The organism is Clavibacter davisi (assembly GCF_052751415.1).
The window spans coordinates 1,390,274-1,406,108 of the sequence record NZ_CP199882.1; the positions used below are offsets into that span (position 1 = coordinate 1,390,274).

The following is a 15,835-nucleotide window of genomic DNA, read 5'->3' on the forward strand; positions in this document are numbered from 1 at the left end:
TACCGTTCCGCGCCCCCGACCGGGGCGGGGCCGGGGCCGTCCGGAGCGCTGGCTACGGTGGATGCATGGGTCTCCTGAACGACGCGCGCCTCGGCGTGCGCGCCATCCTCTCGCTCGTCCAGCAGCGTCGGGCTCGCGGATCCCTGCAGCGCAAGCTGGCGCTCCGGCCGCCGTCGCCGCAGGGCGAGTACCGCATCGCCGTGTACTTCGCCGACTCGGCCGTGAACATGTACCAGATCCGGCAGTGGTACCGGCCGCTGGCGGAGCTCGCCCGGACGCACCCCGTCGTGATCCTCAGCCGCCACCCGAGCGGGGCGGACGCGCTCCTCGACGAGAGCCCGCTGCCGGTCGAGTACGTGCGCCGGGTGGCCGACCTCGAGCGGGTGATCGCGGAGCAGGACATCCGCATCGTCCTCTACGTCAACCAGAACACCCGCAACTTCCAGATGATGCGGTACGGGCGCCGCTGGCACGTCTTCGTCAACCACGGCGAGTCCGACAAGATGTACATGACCACGAACCAGTTCAAGGCCTACGACTACAGCCTCATCGCGGGGGACGCCGCCCGCGCGCGGCTCGGCAAGGTCCTCTGGGACTACGACCTCGACCGGCGCGCGATCCCCATCGGCCGCCCGCAGGCCGACCACTACGCGGGCGAGCTGCCGTTCACGCCGGACGACCGGACCGTGGTCCTCTACGCCCCCACCTGGGAGGGGGACCGCGCCGCGGCCGCGTACGGGTCCATCGCCACGCACGGCGTCCCGCTCGTGCGCGACCTGGTCGCCACGGGCCGGCACCGGGTCCTGTACCGGCCGCATCCGCGCTCGGGCGTCGTCGACCCCGAGTACGCCCGTGCGGATCGCGAGATCGCGGCCGTGCTCGAGCGGGCGAACGCGCAGGACCCGTCGGCGCAGCACGTCGTCGACCGGTCCCGGGAGCTCGGCTGGCAGCTGTCCGCGGCCGACATGGCCATCGTCGACATCTCGGCCATGGTCTACGACCGGCTGGCGGCGGGGAAGCCGCTCATGGTGACGCGACCCGTGCAGCCGGAGGCGCAGATCGACACCGACGGCTACCTCTCCGACTGCGAGTGGCTGACCGCCGACGACGCCCGCAGCATCGTCGCGCGCCTCGACGAGCTGCAGCACGACGCCGCGGCCGACCGCCGGCTCGCGGCGTGGGTGCGCCACTACTTCGGCGATGCGTCCCCGGGTGCCGCCACGGCCCGCTTCCACGCGGCGATCGAGCTCCTCCTGTCGGAGTGGGACCGGCACGCCGCCCTGCATGCGCGCGACGAGGCGACCGACGGCGGGGACGCAGAGGTGGACGACGAGGACGAGGAGTCCTGATCGCGGGGAGGGCCGCGTGCTCGAGAGCCGTCCAGCCGCTAGCGCTTGGCGGCCTTCTTCTCCGCGATGCGGATCACGCGGGGCTTCTTCTCCGGCACGGCGAGGTCGGCCGGGAACGTCGCGGGCGCCGGGCCGAACGCCTGGCGGGAGCTCGCGACGATCTTGCCGCCGAGCATCCGGTTGCCGGTGCCGCCGATGACGGCGCCGATGCCGAAGGGCACCGCGCGGCCGAGCGCGCTGGCGCCCTGGTTCACGACGAATCGGCGGATGAAGGCGCGCTTGATGCGGTCGGCGATGGGCCCCATGGCGAACGACGGCAGGCCGGAGGTGATCGCCCGGCCCCAATTCGCGTTCCGGTCCGTCGGCTGCCCCGAGAACTGGCCCGTGAACTGCTGGATGACCTGGGCGCCCGGTGCGCCGAGCATCATGGTCATGACGAGGGCCCGGGCCCGCACCGGATCCTCGACGGTGATGCCGTGGACCTCGGTGATGGACTGCGCGAAGAGCGCGCTCGCCTCGAGGAAGCCCGCGGTCTCGACGCCGGTCAGGGCGAGGGAGACGCCGGTGCCGATCCCGGGGATGACGGCGCTGGCGCCCACGGCGGCACCGCCCGCGGTGACCGCGGTGAGGAAGCGCTTCTCCAGGATCGCGATGATGCGGTCGGGGGAGGCCTCCGGGTGACGCGCGCGGATGGACCGGATGTGGGCGAGCACGACGGGGCGCTGCACGGACAGGAGACGATCGATGCCCGTGGCCACGGCGGGATCGAGGTCGGGTGCGTCGTTCATGGGGAGAGCCTACGCGGCGGCAGCTGATCCTTCGTGCCCTCCGGGTCCGTGCCGCCCGCGCGATGTCCGGGGGTGCTCGAGAGGGTAGGCCGTAGAAGCATGGGGCGTTCGCGCTCTGGCTATTCCTTCATGTGGCGGATAAGCATGTGCCATGGTCACCACCGTCTCCGAGGCCGCCGCCGCGTTCGGCGCCCGCGTGCGCGAGCAGCGCCAGCGCATCGGCATCAGCCAGGAGACGCTCGCCGAGCTCTCCGGCATCCACTGGACCGCCCTCGGCAAGATCGAGCGCGGGCAGCGGAACCCCTCCCTGCGGAACATCATCAAGATCGCGAGCGGCCTCGACGTGGACGCGGGCCTCCTCGTGACGGGCCTCACCGCCGACATGCTCCCGCAGGACGACGGCGACTCGCCCGCCGAGCTCATCCGGCTCGAACGCGAGCGCGACCGGCGCGGCACCACGCCCGTCAGAAGCTGACGCGCCACAGGTACTCGCCCCCGTCCGGACGGAACCACCGCACCACGAGGACGGTGTCGAGCGCGAGGTCGTCCCCGCGGATGGTCGTGGACAGCCGCTCGCCCGGCCGCACCGTGACGGGCGCTCGCGAGAGCATCGTGCCGGAGCCGAGCAGGTGCAGCGAGATGGCGTGCAGCACCTCCTCGCCGACGTTGACGAGCGCGAAGCGGGGGCGTTCGAGCGTGCGGTCGAAGTGCCAGGGCACGCGGTACGCGGGCTCGGGATCCGGGCGGACGGGCAGGGGCGGGACGGGTCGCAGCATGCGTGCACGGTAGGGGCGACGTGCGACGTGCGAGGTCGCGGGCCTGTGGAGGGGCGGGGCTGGGGAGGAGGGGCGCCTAGCTGGCCGCCGCGGCCGGTGCCGCGGGCGGCTCGAGGTCGGCGTTGTAGGCGTCCACCACCCGGTCGATGGGGCCGTCGAGGACCAGCGCGCCCCTGTCCAGGTAGAGGCCCCGCGTGCAGAAGCGGCGCAGGTCGCGCTCGTTGTGCGAGACGAAGAAGAGGGTGCGCCCCTCCGCCAGCATCTGCTCGATGCGGTGGTAGCACTTCTCGCGGAACGCCTTGTCGCCCACCGCCAGCACCTCGTCGACGAGCAGGACCGGCTCGTCGAGGCGGGAGATGACCGCGAACGCGATGCGCACCTTCATCCCGCTCGACAGGTGCTTGTACGGGGTGTCCACGAAGTCGGGGATCTCGGCGAACGCGATGATCTCGTCGAACTGCGCGTCGATCTCCGCCTTCGACATCCCGTGCAGGCCGGCCGTGAGGTAGATGTTGTCGCGCACCGTCAGGTCGTTGACGAAGCCGCCCGTGATCTCGATGAGCGGGGCGACGCCTGCGTGGACGCCGACGGCGCCCTCGTCCGGGATCAGCACCTCGGCCACCAGCTTGAGGAGCGTGGACTTGCCCTGCCCGTTGCGGCCGACGACGCCGATCGCCTCGCCCGCGCGCACCTCGAAGCTCACGTGGCGCAGCGCCCAGAACTCGCCGGGGCGGGCGCGACGGGCGGACCCGGCGAACAGGTCCTTGAAGCTGCGGCGGGCCTTGCGGTTCCGGCGGAAGCGGATGCCCGCGTCTCGGACGGCGATGACCGGGGCGGAGGCGTCCGCGGAGGCGGCGGCGGGTGCGGCGTCCATCAGATCTCCTTCAGCACGGCAGGCAGGGAGCGGCGGAAGACGAGCGCGCCCACGGCGAGCAGGACGCCCGCGATGAGCGCGCTCACGCCCACGGCGTACCAGTCGAGCTCCGCGGGGAAGAACGCCGAGCGGTAGAGGCCGAAGATGCCGGTGAGCGGGTTGAGCGCGGCCCACGGGTGCAGCTCGGCGGGCAGGTCGCGCGACGAGTAGACCACGGGGGAGGCGTAGAAGAGGAAGCGCAGGACGAGCTTGACGGCGCGCTCGAGGTCGCGGAAGAAGACGACGAGCGGCGAGATGACGAGGCCGATGCCGAGGAGCAGCGCCGCCTGGATCACCACGGCGAGCGGGAACAGGAGGACCTCGACCGACAGCCCCGCACCGGCCACGATCGCGAAGACGGCCAGCACGGGCAGGCTCGCGATGAGCTCGAAGCCCTTCGCGAGCACGAGCCGCAGGACCCAGATGGTGCGCGGGATCCGGGTCGATCGCACGAGCTTGGCCTGCGAGCTGAACGCCCGGGTGAAGTCGCTCGTGGCCCCGGTGAACCACATCCACGGCAGGAGGGCCGCGAGGAGGAAGACGATGTACGGCTCCTCGCCCACGTCCCGGGTGAAGACGACGGTGAAGACGAACCAGTAGATGCCCGACATCACGAGCGGGTCGAGGATCGACCAGAACCAGCCGAGCGCGCTGGTGGAGTAGCGGACCTTCAGGTCGCGCGTCGTCAGGAGCCAGAGCGAGCGGCGGTAGCGGGCGGCGGGGGTGCGGGACGCGCGGCCGGGCATGGCGGCATCGTGCACGGCGGGGTCCTCTGCGTCAGCATCCCCGAGGCGGCCTAGACGAAGAGGTTGGCCCTCTCGAGGTCCTCCGCGAAGTCGACCTCGACCGCGTACAGGTCGGAGATGTCTACCGGTTCGACGAGCAGGGAGTCCTGCTCGACGCCCAACTCTATTCCACGCTCGAAGTAGTCCTGGTCGCCGACGCGGGCCAGCTGGCGGATGAGGACGGGCTTGTCGGCCTTGGAGATGTAGTTGATGCCCACGGCCTCGCCCAGCCCGCCGACGACGGTCTTGGACAGCTCGCGGATGTACCCCTCGGGGCTCGTCGTGTACTTGACCTCCTCGTCGGAGACGCGCGAGGTGTTGACCGTGACGAACGACTGGTCCCGCGCGATCATCGCGGCCGCGCGGCGCAGGATCATCGGGTCGAACACGACGTCGCCGTTCATCCAGAGGACGCCCCCGGGGCCCGAGGCGCGGAGGGCGCGGAGCAGGCTCTTGGACGTGTTGGTCTGGTCGTACTGCTCGTTGTAGATGTACTCGGCGTCGGGGAAGGCGTCGATGATGTGGTCGAGCTTGTAGCCCACGACGATGCTGACCTTGGCGTCGTCGCCGAGGCCGAAGCGGATGTTGTCGAACTGCTGGCCCATGATCGTGCGGCCGTCGCTGAGCTCGGTGAGGGGCTTGGGGAGGCTGCGTCCGAGACGGCTGCCCATGCCTGCCGCCAGGATGACTACCTGGGTGGTCATGTGTTCTCCGTTCGATGCGGGGTGCGGAGTCCGCTCGGGAGCCCTCCGACGTCGAGGGTTCGCCGGGACTTCACCTGCGGGTTTCCTGTTCGACACGCCGTCATGCCTCCTCCACCCTACGCCGCGGGTGGGGAAATGCGGGGGAGGCGGGAAGCGGTCGTGTCCCTTTCGTGACGTCCGGACGGTCGCGGTGCCGCGGATCGGCGCCTCTACGGGCGCTCGGGGGAGCGGTGCCCGCCGTAGCACGAGGACGCCCGGGCGGGCGCGGAGGAGGGCCTTGCTAACGTGGGCGCGTGACCGACGCCCCCGACGACACGACCTCATCCGACGCGACGTCCGACCGGTCCGCCGCGCTGCCCGACGGGGCCGCCGGCAGCCCCTCCGCGACGCACGCCGATGCCGACCGCGCCACCGACGCCGGTGCCGCCGCCGCCCCGGCCCCGCGCCCCGGACCGCGTGCGCCGCGCCGCGCCACGGCGCCCTCGCCGCGCACCGCCCCCGCCGTGGTGGTCGCCCCCACGGCGCCGCGCGTCAAGGCGCCCCGCGTCACGCCGCCCGCCGCCCGTCCGGCGGCCCCGAGCGAGGACGGCGCGGACGGGACGGCGGCCTCGTCCACGCGATCCCCGCGCGTGCGGAAGCGGACCCGGGTGCAGCGTCCGGCCGGAGCCACCGCGGTCGACGCCGGTCCGGACGCCACGACGTCCGACGACGAGCAGGGGCCATCGGTCCCCGCGACGGTCGACGCGTCGGCGGAGGGCGCCGGATCCGTCGCCGCGACGACCGAGCGCGACGACGCCGTCGCGGAGCTGCGGGGGATCCTCGACGCCGCCGAGCAGGAGCACGCCGCACGTGCCGGAGGCGAGGATCCGCACGACGACACCGCCGACGACGCCTCGGCCGACGACGACGTGCCCGTCGTGGCGGACGTGCTCGTCGTGGACGAGGCCGTCGGAACCGCGGACGCCCTCCCCGGCGATGCTCCATCCGGGGACGCGGCAGCCGCCGACGACGGCGCCGACGAGGGCGCTGAGGCCGTCGCGGAGCCCGGTGATGGCGTGCAGCACGACGACGCCCGGGCCCCGTCGGGGTCCGACACCGGCGCGGCGGACGCGGCTCCCGATGACGCGACTGCGTCCGGCGAGGCGACCGCGTCCGGCGAGGTGACCGCGACCGACGACGTGACCGCGACCGACGAAATGACCGTGACAGTGAACGACGACGTGACCGCGACCGACGATGCGACCACGTCCGAGGCGGAACCGACGGCAGGGGAGCAGGGCGAGCCCGAGGGGGGACCCGAGACGGAGCCCGCCGACGGGAGCGCCGCCGCTGCGGATCCCGCGCCGGAGCCCCCGCGCGTCGTCACCGTCCGCACCGACAGCCTCACCGCGCCGCGATCGCCGCGGGCCGGCCTCGCGCGGGTCGACGAGACGGCGCTCACGCCCTCCGTCCGCGGCGACCGGGCCGCCGCGCCCGAGCTGGGCGACGAGGTCCTCGTCATCCAGGGGCTCACCAAGCGCTTCGACGAGAAGGTGGCCGTGGACGAGGTCGCGCTCACCGTCCGCGCGGGCTCCTTCTACGGCATCGTCGGGCCGAACGGTGCGGGCAAGACCACGACCATGTCGATGGTCACGGGACTCCTGCGCCCCGACGCCGGAACGGTCTCCGTCAACGGCATCGACGTCTGGCGGGAGCCGCTCACGGCCAAGCGCAGCATCGGCGTCCTCCCCGACCGGCTGCGCCTCTTCGACCGCCTGACGGGCGCGCAGCTCCTGCACTACTCGGGGGCGCTCCGCGGGCTCGACGCGGCGGAGATCCGCGACCGCTCGGCCGACCTCGTCGCCGCCTTCGGGCTGGAGGACGCCGTCGGGCGTCTGGTCACCGACTACTCGGCCGGCATGGCCAAGAAGGTCGCGCTGGCCTGCGCGATGATCCACTCCCCGCGCCTGCTCGTGCTCGACGAGCCGTTCGAGTCGGTCGACCCCGTGTCGGCGGCGAACATCGTGGAGATCCTGCAGGACTACGTGGCGCACGGCGGCACGGTGGTGCTCTCCAGCCACGGCATGGACTTCATCCAGCGCATCTGCGACCACGTCGCGATCATCGTCAACGGACGCGTGCTCGCCGCCGGCACCATGGACGAGGTCCGTGCCGGGCGCACGCTCGAGGAGCGCTTCGTGGCGCTGGCCGGCGGTCGACGCACGGCGGAGGGGTTCTCGTGGTTGCACTCGTTCTCCGACTGAGGCTCGCCCTCCTCGCCAACGCGTTCCGCCGGAGCCCGTGGCAGGTGCTCGGGCTCGTCGTCGCCGCCGTGTACGGGATCCTGGTCACGGTGCTCGCGATCGGCGCCCTGGCAGGCCTCCGCGACGCGGACGTCGCCTCCGCGCGCGACATCGTCGTCGCCGGGGGAGCGCTCGTGGTCCTCGGGGCGCTCGTGGTGCCGCTCGTGCTCGGTTCCGACGACGCCCTGGATCCCCGAAGATTCGCGCCCTACGGACTCGAGCCGCGTCCCCTGGCCCTGGCTCTGGGCGTCGCCGCGCTCGTGAGCGCTCCCGGCGCGGCCCTCGTGGTGGTCGCGCTGACCACCGTCGTGACGTGGGCCCGCGATCCCGCGACCGCCCTGGTGGCGATCCTCGCCGCCGCGGCCGCCGTCGTGACCTGCGTGCTCGTCGCGCGGCTGAGCACGGTCGCCGCATCGGTGCTGCTCAGCACGCGCCGCGCGCGGGAGGCGACGGGCCTCGTCGCGGGGCTGGTCGCCGTGCTCCTCGTCCCCGTGGTCGTCGCCCTCGCGCAGGCCGACCTCCTCGACGACGGCCTCCGGCCGGTCCGGGGTCTCCTGGGCGTGCTCGCCTGGACCCCGATCGGGGCCGCGTGGGCCGCTCCCGCCGCCGCCGTCGCGGGCGACGCCGGCGGGGCGCTCGGCATGCTCCTCGTCGCGCTCGCCTCCGCGGCGCTCCTCGCGCTCCTCTGGACGCGGGCCGTCCCGTGGTCCCTCACGGCACCGGATCGGGCGCGCGGCGGCCGGACGCAGACCGGCCTCGGCTGGTTCGGCCGCTTCGGCGCATCGCCGGCGGGGGCCGTGGCCGCGCGCAGCATCACCTACTGGGTCCGCGACCCCCGCTATCGTGCGACCCTCGTCCTCATCCCCGTGCTGCCGCTGGTCCTGCTCGTCCCGCTCGTGATCGTGGACGTCGACGCCCACGTGCTCGCGCTCGTCCCGCTGCCGGTCATGGCGCTGTTCCTCGGCTGGAGCGTCCACAACGACACGGCCCACGACCACACCGCGGTGTGGCTGCACGTGGTGTCGGGGATCCGCGGCACGGCGGACCGCATCGGGCGCCTCGTGCCGGTGCTCGCCATCGGCGTGCCGCTGGTCGCGATCGGAGCGCCGCTCAGCGCCCTCGGCTTCGGCGACCCGGCGGTGCTGCCGTCGGTCGTCGGCGTCAGCGGCGGCGTGCTGCTCGCCGGGGTCGGGCTGGCGTCGCTGTTCTCGGCGCGCTTCCCCTATCCGGCCTCCCGGCCCGGGGACAGCCCGTTCCACGCGCCGCAGACGGTCGGCGCCGGCGCGTCGACCGTGCCGACGCTGACCTTCATCGCCACGGTCGTGCTGGCGCTGCCCTCCGTGTGGCTCGGCTGGCTCGGGCTCGTGCACGGCGGCGCCTACCCGACGTGGTCGCTCGTCGTGGGCCTCGGGATCGGCGTCCTCGCGCTCGTCGTGGGGGTGGTCGGCGGCGGTCGCGTCTTCGAGCGCCGCGGTCCCGAGCTGCTGGCCTTCGCGCAGCGCCACTGAGCCCGGGCAGCGCCACTGAGCCGGGTCAGCGCCGCTGAGCCCGGTCCGCGGCACGGGCGTGCCTCCGCCCGGGTCGCGGTGGGCGGGGAAAAGTACACTGGGACGATGGTCATCCTCAGCATCGAACAGTCCCCCGGGAGCCCCACGCAGGGCGGCGGAACCGACACCCTCGACCGCGAGCTCGAGGAGCTCCTCGAGCAGGAGACGATCGAGCCCGGCGATCACGAGCGGTTCTCGCACTACGTGAAGAAGGACAAGATCCTCGAGTCCGCCCTCAGCGGCAAGCCCGTCAAGGCGCTCTGCGGCAAGAAGTGGCTGCCCGGCCGCGACCCCGAGAAGTTCCCCGTGTGCCCGGACTGCAAGCGCATCTACGAGGGCATGAAGCCCGAGTAGACCCGGATCGACCCCCGCGGCATCAGGCGGGCGCGCCCTCCTCGGTGGGGATGGCCGGGTCGCCGGCTCGCAGCCGGAACGCCTGCGCCGGCAGGTCCCGCACGACGCTCGCGTGGTGCGCGCGGGCCGCGGCGGTGCCCTCCGCCCCGAGCCAGCGGGGGTCCGGCTCGCCATCCTCGACGAGCGTGACCAGGAGGTCGCGGTCGCCCGGCCGCGGATCCGGGTGCGGCCCCACCGTGACGAGCTCGGCCGTCGCGATGCCCTCCGCGTCATGCCGCCGCAGCGCGCCCTTGAGGCCGCCGCGGCTCTGCTTGCCGATGGAGCGCTTGGCGACGGCCACCCACTCGCCACGCCCGCCGGCCTCGCGGTGGGCGACGAGCTTGAAGACCATCCCGGCGGCGGGGGCGCCGGAGCCGGTGACGAGCGACGTGCCGACGCCGTACGAGTCGACGGGGGAGGCGGCCAGGCCCGCGATGCCGTGCTCGTCGAGGTCGTTGGTGACGGTGATCCGCGTGCCCGTGGCGCCCAGCGCGTCGAGCTGCGCGCGCACCTCGCCCACGAGCACCGGCAGGTCGCCGGAGTCGAGTCGCACGGCGCCGAGGCCCGTGCCCGCGACGCGGACCGCGGTCTCGACGCCCTGGCGCACGTCGTACGTGTCGACGAGGAGGGTGGTCGCCGCTCCGAGCGCGTCGACCTGCGCGCGGAAGGCCTGCTCCTCGGTGTCGTGCAGGAGCGTGAAGGAGTGGGCGGCCGTCCCCATCGTCGGGACGCCCCACGTGCGGCCAGCCTCGAGGTTGGAGGTGGCGCTGAAGCCCGCGATGAAGGCGGCGCGCGCGGCCGCGACGGCCGAGCGCTCGCCCGTGCGGCGCGATCCCATCTCCGCGAGGGGACGTCCGCCAGCCACCTGGACCATGCGCGCGGCCGCGCTCGCGACCGCCGAGTCGTAGTTGAGGACGCTGAGCACGAGGGTCTCGAGGATCACCCCGTCGGCGAAGGGCGCCTCGACGGTGAGCAGCGGCGATCCGGGGAAGTGGATCTCGCCCTCCCGGTAGCCGGTGATGCGGCCGCGGAACCGGTAGTCGGCGAGCCAGGCCAGCGCCTCCTCGCCGACGACGCGCTCGGAGCGCAGGTACTCGAGCTCCGCGTCGCCGAAGCGGAAGTCGCGGATCAGCTCGAGCAGACGGCCGGTGCCGGCGACGACGCCGAAGCGACGGCCGCTCGGCAGGCGGCGGGCGAAGCACTCGAAGACGCACTCGCGGTCGTGGGTCCCCGCCTTCAGCGCTGCGTCGAGCATCGTGAGCTCGTACCGGTCGGTGAGGAGGGAGGTCGCCTGGTGCACGCCCCCAGCCTAGGGCGGCGCCCTCGCGGCCGGCCCGTCGCGGTGGCGCGTCGGGGTGGTCGCGCCGCGGTGGCGCGTCGCCCGGAGGCGGGCCGGTCGGCCGGGCGCACGCGCCGCGCCGGTGTCGGGGGTCCGGCCTAGGGTCGCAGCATGCAGCGCACCCGATGGATCCTGGCCGACCAGCTGGGCGAGCACTTCGACGACGGCGGGCCCATGCTGCTCATCGAGTCGCGGGGGCTGCTGGCCCGGCGCCCGTACCACCGGGCGAAGGCGCACCTCATCCTCTCGGGCATCCGGCACCGCGCCCGGGCCCTCGGCGACCGGGTCGAGTTCCACCAGGTGGAGCACTACCGCGACGTGGTCACGGGTCGCGACGACCTCGAGGTGGTCGACCCCACCTCGCGCGGGCTCCGTCGGCTCGTGGCGGAGATCGGGGCCGAGGTGCTGCCGAGCCGCGGCTTCGTCACGAGCGAGCAGGAGTTCGCCGAGTGGATGGTGGGCCGCACGTCGAACCGGCTGGTGATGGAGGACTTCTACCGCTGGTCGCGCGCCCGCACGGGCATCCTCATGGACGGCGACGACCCGGTCGGCGGCCGCTGGAACTACGACCACGACAACCGCGAGCGGCCGCCTAAGGGCGCGACGAGCCTCGGCCTGCCGGAGCCCTGGTGGCCCGAGGAGGACGACATCGACGCCGAGGTGCGAGCCGACCTCGACCGGTGGGAGCACGAGGGGCTGATGCGGTTCGTCGGCGAGGACGGCCCGCGCAGGTTCGCCGTCACGCCGGAGGAGGGGCGCCTGGCCCTCGAGGACTTCGTCACGACCCGGCTCAACGACTTCGGCCCCTTCGAGGACGCCTCCCTCGCGGGCGACTGGACCATGGCGCACTCGCTGCTGAGCGCCACCATGAACATGGGCGTGCTGGATCCGGCGGACGTCATCGAGCGCATCGTCGCCGAGCACGCCGCGGGCCGCGCGCCCATCCGGAGCGTGGAGGGCGTCGTCCGGCAGATCATGGGATGGCGCGACTACGTGTGGCACCTCTACTGGGCCTTCGAGCACGACTACACGTCGCAGAACCGGCTCGACGCGCATCGGGGCGTGCCCACCGCGCTGCTCGAGCTCGACGCGTCGGGCATCGAGGCCGCGTGCCTCGCCCACGTGGTCGACAAGGTCCGCACGCACGGGTGGGCGCACCACATCGAGCGGCTGATGATCCTCGGCAACCTCGCGCTCCAACGCGGCTACGACCCCGCGGCCATGAACGACTGGTTCATCGACTCGTTCGTCGACGGCACCCCGTGGGTCATGCCCGCGAACGTGGTGGGCATGGCGCTGCACGCCGACGGCGGCCGCATGGCGACGAAGCCGTACGCGGGAGGCGGCGCCTACATCGACCGGATGACCGACCACTGCGGAGGCTGCCCGTTCGACCCCAAGGTGCGCGTCGGGCCCACGGCGTGCCCGTACACCGCGGGCTACTGGTGGTTCCTCGATCGCAACCAGGGCCGCTTCCGCGGCAACGCGCGCATGGCCCAGCCGCTCGCGGGTCTGAAGCGGCTGACCGACCTGCCGGAGCTGGTCGCCCAAGAGGACGCGCGGCGGTCCATGTGAGCGGCGGGTCGCCCGGGCCCGTCCTGCCGCCGGTCGGCGTGCGGCCCGCCGGTAGGCTGGCGGGATGAGCGACGCGCCGATCGGGATCTTCGACTCCGGCGTCGGCGGCCTCACCGTCGCCCGCGCCGTGACGACGCTCCTCCCGCGCGAGTCCATCGTCTACATCGGCGACACCGCCCACACGCCCTACGGCGACAAGCCCATCGCCGACGTCCGCCGGTACGCCCTCGCGGTGCTCGACGACCTCGTCGAGCGCGGCGTGAAGCTCCTCGTCATCGCCTGCAACACCGCGTCCGCCGCCATGCTGCGGGACGCGCGCGAGCGGTACGACATCCCGGTCGTCGAGGTGATCCAGCCGGCCGTCCGCACGGCCGTGAGCGTCACCCGCAACCACCGCGTGGGCGTCATCGCCACGCACGCCACGGTCACGAGCCGCGCCTACGACGACGCCTTCGCGGCGGCGCCGCACCTCGCGCTCACGTCCGCCGAGGCACCGCGGTTCGTGGAGTTCGTCGAGCGCGGCGAGACCTCCGGCCCCGAGCTCATGGCCGCCGCGGAGGAGTACCTCGCGCCGCTGAAGGCCGCGGGCGTCGACACGCTCGTCCTCGGCTGCACGCACTACCCGTTCCTCGAGGGGGCGATCTCGCTGCTCATGGGCCCCGAGGTGACGCTCGTCTCGAGCGACACCGAGACCGCCAAGGACGTCTACCGCGAGCTGGTGTCCGCGGGCCTCGAGCGCCGCTCCGACACGCCCCCGGTGATCCGCTACGAGGCCACCGGCGGCAGCGCGTCCGACTTCGAGACGCTCGCGCACCGGATGCTCGGCACGGGCGTCACGCACGTCGAGCTCGTCGAGACCGGCGCCATCCAGCTTCCCCGCCCGCCCCGTCCGCACGCGGTGACGCGTCCGGCCGACGACGGCACCCCCACCCCCGACACGAGCCGAGGCCGCACATGACCGACGACACCCCCCGCCACGACGGCCGCACCGCCGACCAGCTGCGCGAGATCACCATCGAGCGGAACTGGAGCGAGCAGGCCGAGGGATCCGCCCTCATCTCCTTCGGGCGCACCCGCGTCCTCTGCACCGCGTCCTTCACGAACCGCGTCCCGCGGTGGAAGGCCGGAAGCGGCCAGGGCTGGGTCACCGCCGAGTACGCGATGCTGCCCCGCGCCACGAACGAGCGCATGGACCGCGAGGCCGTCAAGGGCAAGGTCGGCGGCCGCACGCACGAGATCTCGCGGCTCATCGGCCGCAGCCTCCGCGCCGTCGTCGACATGAAGGCGCTCGGCGAGAACACGATCGTCATCGACTGCGACGTCCTCCAGGCCGACGGCGGCACCCGCACGGCCGCCATCACGGGCGCGTACGTCGCCCTCGCCGACGCGCTCGAGTGGGGCCGCGAGCGCAAGTTCATCGCGCAGCGCGCCACGCCGCTGAAGGACAGCGTCGCCGCGGTCTCCGTCGGCATCGTCGACGGGAAGCCGCTGCTCGACCTCGCGTACGTCGAGGACGTGCGCGCCGAGACCGACATGAACGTGGTGATGACCGGGAGCGGCTCCTTCGTCGAGGTCCAGGGCACCGCCGAGGGCGCGCCCTTCGACCGCGCCGAGCTCGACGCCCTGCTCGACCTCGCGCTCGGCGGCGGCACCACGCTCACCGCGCTGCAGGCGCAGGCGCTCGGGCGCTGAGGGAGCCGGCCGTGATCCCGCTCGTCCTCGCCACGCACAACGCGCACAAGGTCGAGGAGCTGCGCCGGATCCTCGGGGCGCGCCTCGACGGCATCGACCTCGTCGCCTACGACGGCCCGGAGCCCGTGGAGGACGGCACGACCTTCGAGGAGAACGCGCTCATCAAGGCCCGCGCCGCCGCGCTCCACACGGGCCGGGCAGCGCTAGCGGACGACTCCGGCATCGGCGTCGACATCCTGGGCGGGTCGCCCGGCATCTTCTCGGCGCGCTGGGCCGGCCCCGCGCGCGACAGCCGCGCCAACCTCGAGCTGCTCCTCTGGCAGCTCGGCGACGTGCCCGACGCCCATCGCGGCGCCCGCTTCACGTGCGCCGCCGCCCTCGTGGTGCCCACGGCGGGCGGCCTCGTCGAGCGCACGGCCGTCGGCGTGTGGGAGGGGTCCGTGCTCCGCGAGGTCGCGGGCGAGGGCGGGTTCGGCTACGACCCGGTCTTCCGTCCGGCCACCGGCGGCGCGAGCGCTGCGGCCCTGAGCGCGGACGAGAAGAACCGCGTCAGCCACCGCGCGCTCGCGTTCGACGCCATCATGCCGGTGGTGCGGCGGGAGCTCCTCAGCGAGGACTGAGGCGCTCTCCCGGAGCTGCTGAGAGCGGGAGTCGTTCCCGACTGCGCCGCGGGCTGGATCCGTGTGGTGACGGGCCCGTACGGTGGACGCATGGCCCCTGGACCGCACGACCACGGCGCGGCCACCACCGACCGTCGTCGCCTCGTCGTCGCCCTCGGGATCACCGCCCTCGTGCTCGTGGTCGAGGTGGTCGGCGCGCTCGTCTCGGGGTCCCTGGCCCTCCTCGCGGACGCGGGCCACATGACGAGCGACCTGCTCGGCCTCGGCATCGCGCTGGTCGCCACGATCGTCGCCGCCCGACCCGCGACCGACCGGCACACCTTCGGCTTCCAGCGCGGCGAGGTGCTCGGTGCTCTCGTCAACGGCCTGATCCTGTCGGTCGTCGCGGTCTACGTGGCCGTGCAGGGCGTCCAGCGGCTGCTCGCGCCGGAGGGCCCCGAGATCGACCCGGGCGTGATGCTGGGGGCCGCGGCGCTGGGCCTCGTCGCCAACGTCGCCGCGCTCCTCGTGCTGCGCGGGGGAGCGGAGCGCTCGATCAACCTGCGCGGCGCGTACCTCGAGGTGCTCGGCGACGCGTTCGGCTCCGTCGCGACCATCGTCGCCGGGCTCGTCATCGCGCTCGCGGGCTTCGGCCGCGCCGACGCGATCGCGTCCCTCGTCATCGCCGCGCTCATCGTCCCGCGCGCCGTGGTGCTGCTGCGGGACGTGCTGCGGGTGCTCGCCGAGTCGACGCCCGTGGGCACCGAGCCCGAGCGGATCCGCGCCCACCTGCTCGAGACCCCCGGCGTCACGGCGGTGCACGACGTGCACGTGTGGGCCATCACCTCGGGTTCGCCCGTCTTCACCGCCCACGTCGTCGTCGAGCAGGAGGTGTTCCGCGAGGGCAGGACGGGCGAGCTGCTCGACCGGCTCGCCAGCTGCCTCGACGACCACTTCGACGTGGAGCACAGCACGTTCCAGCTGGAGCCGGCGGAGCACGCGGGGCACGAGCACCGCCACCACGTCTGACGCGGGCGGTCGCGGCCGCGCGTGCGCCGGCAGCCGCCCCTCAGCCCGGCGGATCCGCCGTCGG

Annotated in this window: 16 protein-coding genes; 10 read left to right on the top strand and 6 right to left on the bottom strand. The window is 73.7% G+C overall.

What is annotated here, in order from left to right; all coding sequences use genetic code 11:
• The first annotated feature begins 65 nt into the window (after nt 1-65).
• Nucleotides 66-1,349 carry a hypothetical protein gene (locus ACU4ZT_RS06620; RefSeq protein WP_063071240.1) on the top strand — a complete coding sequence of 428 codons (1,284 nt, stop codon included), beginning with the start codon at nt 66-68 and terminating at the stop codon, nt 1,347-1,349.
• Between the two features lie 38 nt (nt 1,350-1,387).
• Here ACU4ZT_RS06620 and ACU4ZT_RS06625 read toward each other — a convergent pair whose 3' ends face one another.
• Nucleotides 1,388-2,137 carry a hypothetical protein gene (locus tag ACU4ZT_RS06625; protein WP_063071241.1) on the bottom strand — a complete coding sequence of 250 codons (750 nt, stop codon included), beginning with the start codon at nt 2,135-2,137 and terminating at the stop codon, nt 1,388-1,390.
• 151 nt (nt 2,138-2,288) lie between these two features.
• Between ACU4ZT_RS06625 and ACU4ZT_RS06630 the strand changes: the two genes are divergently transcribed.
• Nucleotides 2,289-2,612 carry a helix-turn-helix domain-containing protein gene (locus tag ACU4ZT_RS06630; protein WP_063071242.1) on the top strand — a complete coding sequence of 108 codons (324 nt, stop codon included), beginning with the start codon at nt 2,289-2,291 and terminating at the stop codon, nt 2,610-2,612.
• Here ACU4ZT_RS06630 and ACU4ZT_RS06635 read toward each other — a convergent pair.
• The 4 genes from ACU4ZT_RS06635 to ACU4ZT_RS06650 form a co-directional block, all read right to left on the bottom strand.
• Nucleotides 2,602-2,913, bottom strand: a complete 312-nt coding sequence (locus ACU4ZT_RS06635; protein ID WP_063071243.1) for a hypothetical protein — start codon at nt 2,911-2,913, stop codon at nt 2,602-2,604. The two genes, ACU4ZT_RS06630 and ACU4ZT_RS06635, sit on opposite strands and share 11 nt — an antisense overlap.
• Nucleotides 2,914-2,989: 76 nt before the next feature.
• Nucleotides 2,990-3,787: an ABC transporter ATP-binding protein gene (locus ACU4ZT_RS06640; RefSeq protein ID WP_063071244.1), complete on the bottom strand. Its 798-nt coding sequence runs from the start codon at nt 3,785-3,787 to the stop codon at nt 2,990-2,992.
• Complete coding sequence (locus tag ACU4ZT_RS06645) at nt 3,787-4,587, bottom strand: ABC transporter permease (RefSeq protein WP_270979432.1); 801 nt, start codon at nt 4,585-4,587, stop codon at nt 3,787-3,789. The genes ACU4ZT_RS06640 and ACU4ZT_RS06645 overlap by 1 nt, the downstream gene beginning before the upstream one ends.
• Before the next feature lie 35 nt (nt 4,588-4,622).
• Nucleotides 4,623-5,315 carry a phosphocholine cytidylyltransferase family protein gene (locus tag ACU4ZT_RS06650; RefSeq protein WP_270979433.1) on the bottom strand — a complete coding sequence of 231 codons (693 nt, stop codon included), beginning with the start codon at nt 5,313-5,315 and terminating at the stop codon, nt 4,623-4,625.
• A gap of 293 nt (nt 5,316-5,608) precedes the next feature.
• Between ACU4ZT_RS06650 and ACU4ZT_RS06655 the strand changes: the two genes are divergently transcribed.
• The 3 genes from ACU4ZT_RS06655 (at nt 5,609) to ACU4ZT_RS06665 (ending at nt 9,498) form a co-directional block, all read left to right on the top strand.
• Nucleotides 5,609-7,558 carry an ABC transporter ATP-binding protein gene (locus ACU4ZT_RS06655; RefSeq protein ID WP_445338442.1) on the top strand — a complete coding sequence of 650 codons (1,950 nt, stop codon included), beginning with the start codon at nt 5,609-5,611 and terminating at the stop codon, nt 7,556-7,558.
• Nucleotides 7,534-9,105, top strand: coding sequence for an ABC transporter permease (locus tag ACU4ZT_RS06660; protein WP_414748074.1), 1,572 nt, complete (start codon nt 7,534-7,536; stop codon nt 9,103-9,105). Before ACU4ZT_RS06655 ends, ACU4ZT_RS06660 begins: the two co-directional genes overlap by 25 nt.
• Nucleotides 9,106-9,210: 105 nt before the next feature.
• Complete coding sequence (locus ACU4ZT_RS06665; RefSeq protein ID WP_063070097.1) at nt 9,211-9,498, top strand: DUF3039 domain-containing protein; 288 nt, start codon at nt 9,211-9,213, stop codon at nt 9,496-9,498.
• Nucleotides 9,499-9,520: 22 nt separating this feature from the next.
• Here the strand turns inward: ACU4ZT_RS06665 and ACU4ZT_RS06670 are convergent, their stop codons facing one another.
• On the bottom strand, nt 9,521-10,837 hold the full coding sequence (locus tag ACU4ZT_RS06670) for a nicotinate phosphoribosyltransferase (protein ID WP_445338444.1): 1,317 nt from the start codon (nt 10,835-10,837) through the stop codon (nt 9,521-9,523).
• A 150-nt stretch (nt 10,838-10,987) separates the two neighbouring features.
• Here ACU4ZT_RS06670 and ACU4ZT_RS06675 point away from each other — a divergent pair, with 150 nt between their 5' ends.
• The 5 genes from ACU4ZT_RS06675 to ACU4ZT_RS06695 all read left to right on the top strand — a co-directional run bounded on the left by ACU4ZT_RS06675 (nt 10,988) and on the right by ACU4ZT_RS06695 (nt 15,771).
• A complete protein-coding gene (locus ACU4ZT_RS06675; protein ID WP_445338446.1) occupies nt 10,988-12,451 on the top strand; it encodes a cryptochrome/photolyase family protein in 1,464 nt (487 codons plus the stop codon).
• 64 nt (nt 12,452-12,515) lie between these two features.
• A complete protein-coding gene (gene murI, locus ACU4ZT_RS06680) occupies nt 12,516-13,409 on the top strand; it encodes a glutamate racemase (protein ID WP_270980522.1) in 894 nt (297 codons plus the stop codon).
• Nucleotides 13,406-14,143 (top strand): ribonuclease PH, encoded by a 738-nt coding sequence (gene rph, locus ACU4ZT_RS06685; protein WP_043587413.1) that lies wholly within the window; start codon nt 13,406-13,408, stop codon nt 14,141-14,143. The genes murI and rph overlap by 4 nt, the downstream gene beginning before the upstream one ends.
• Nucleotides 14,144-14,154: 11 nt before the next feature.
• Nucleotides 14,155-14,763, top strand: a complete 609-nt coding sequence (locus ACU4ZT_RS06690; RefSeq protein ID WP_445338448.1) for a non-canonical purine NTP pyrophosphatase — start codon at nt 14,155-14,157, stop codon at nt 14,761-14,763.
• A gap of 90 nt (nt 14,764-14,853) precedes the next feature.
• Nucleotides 14,854-15,771, top strand: a complete 918-nt coding sequence (locus ACU4ZT_RS06695) for a cation diffusion facilitator family transporter (protein WP_445338450.1) — start codon at nt 14,854-14,856, stop codon at nt 15,769-15,771.
• The last annotated feature ends 64 nt before the right edge of the window (nt 15,772-15,835 follow it).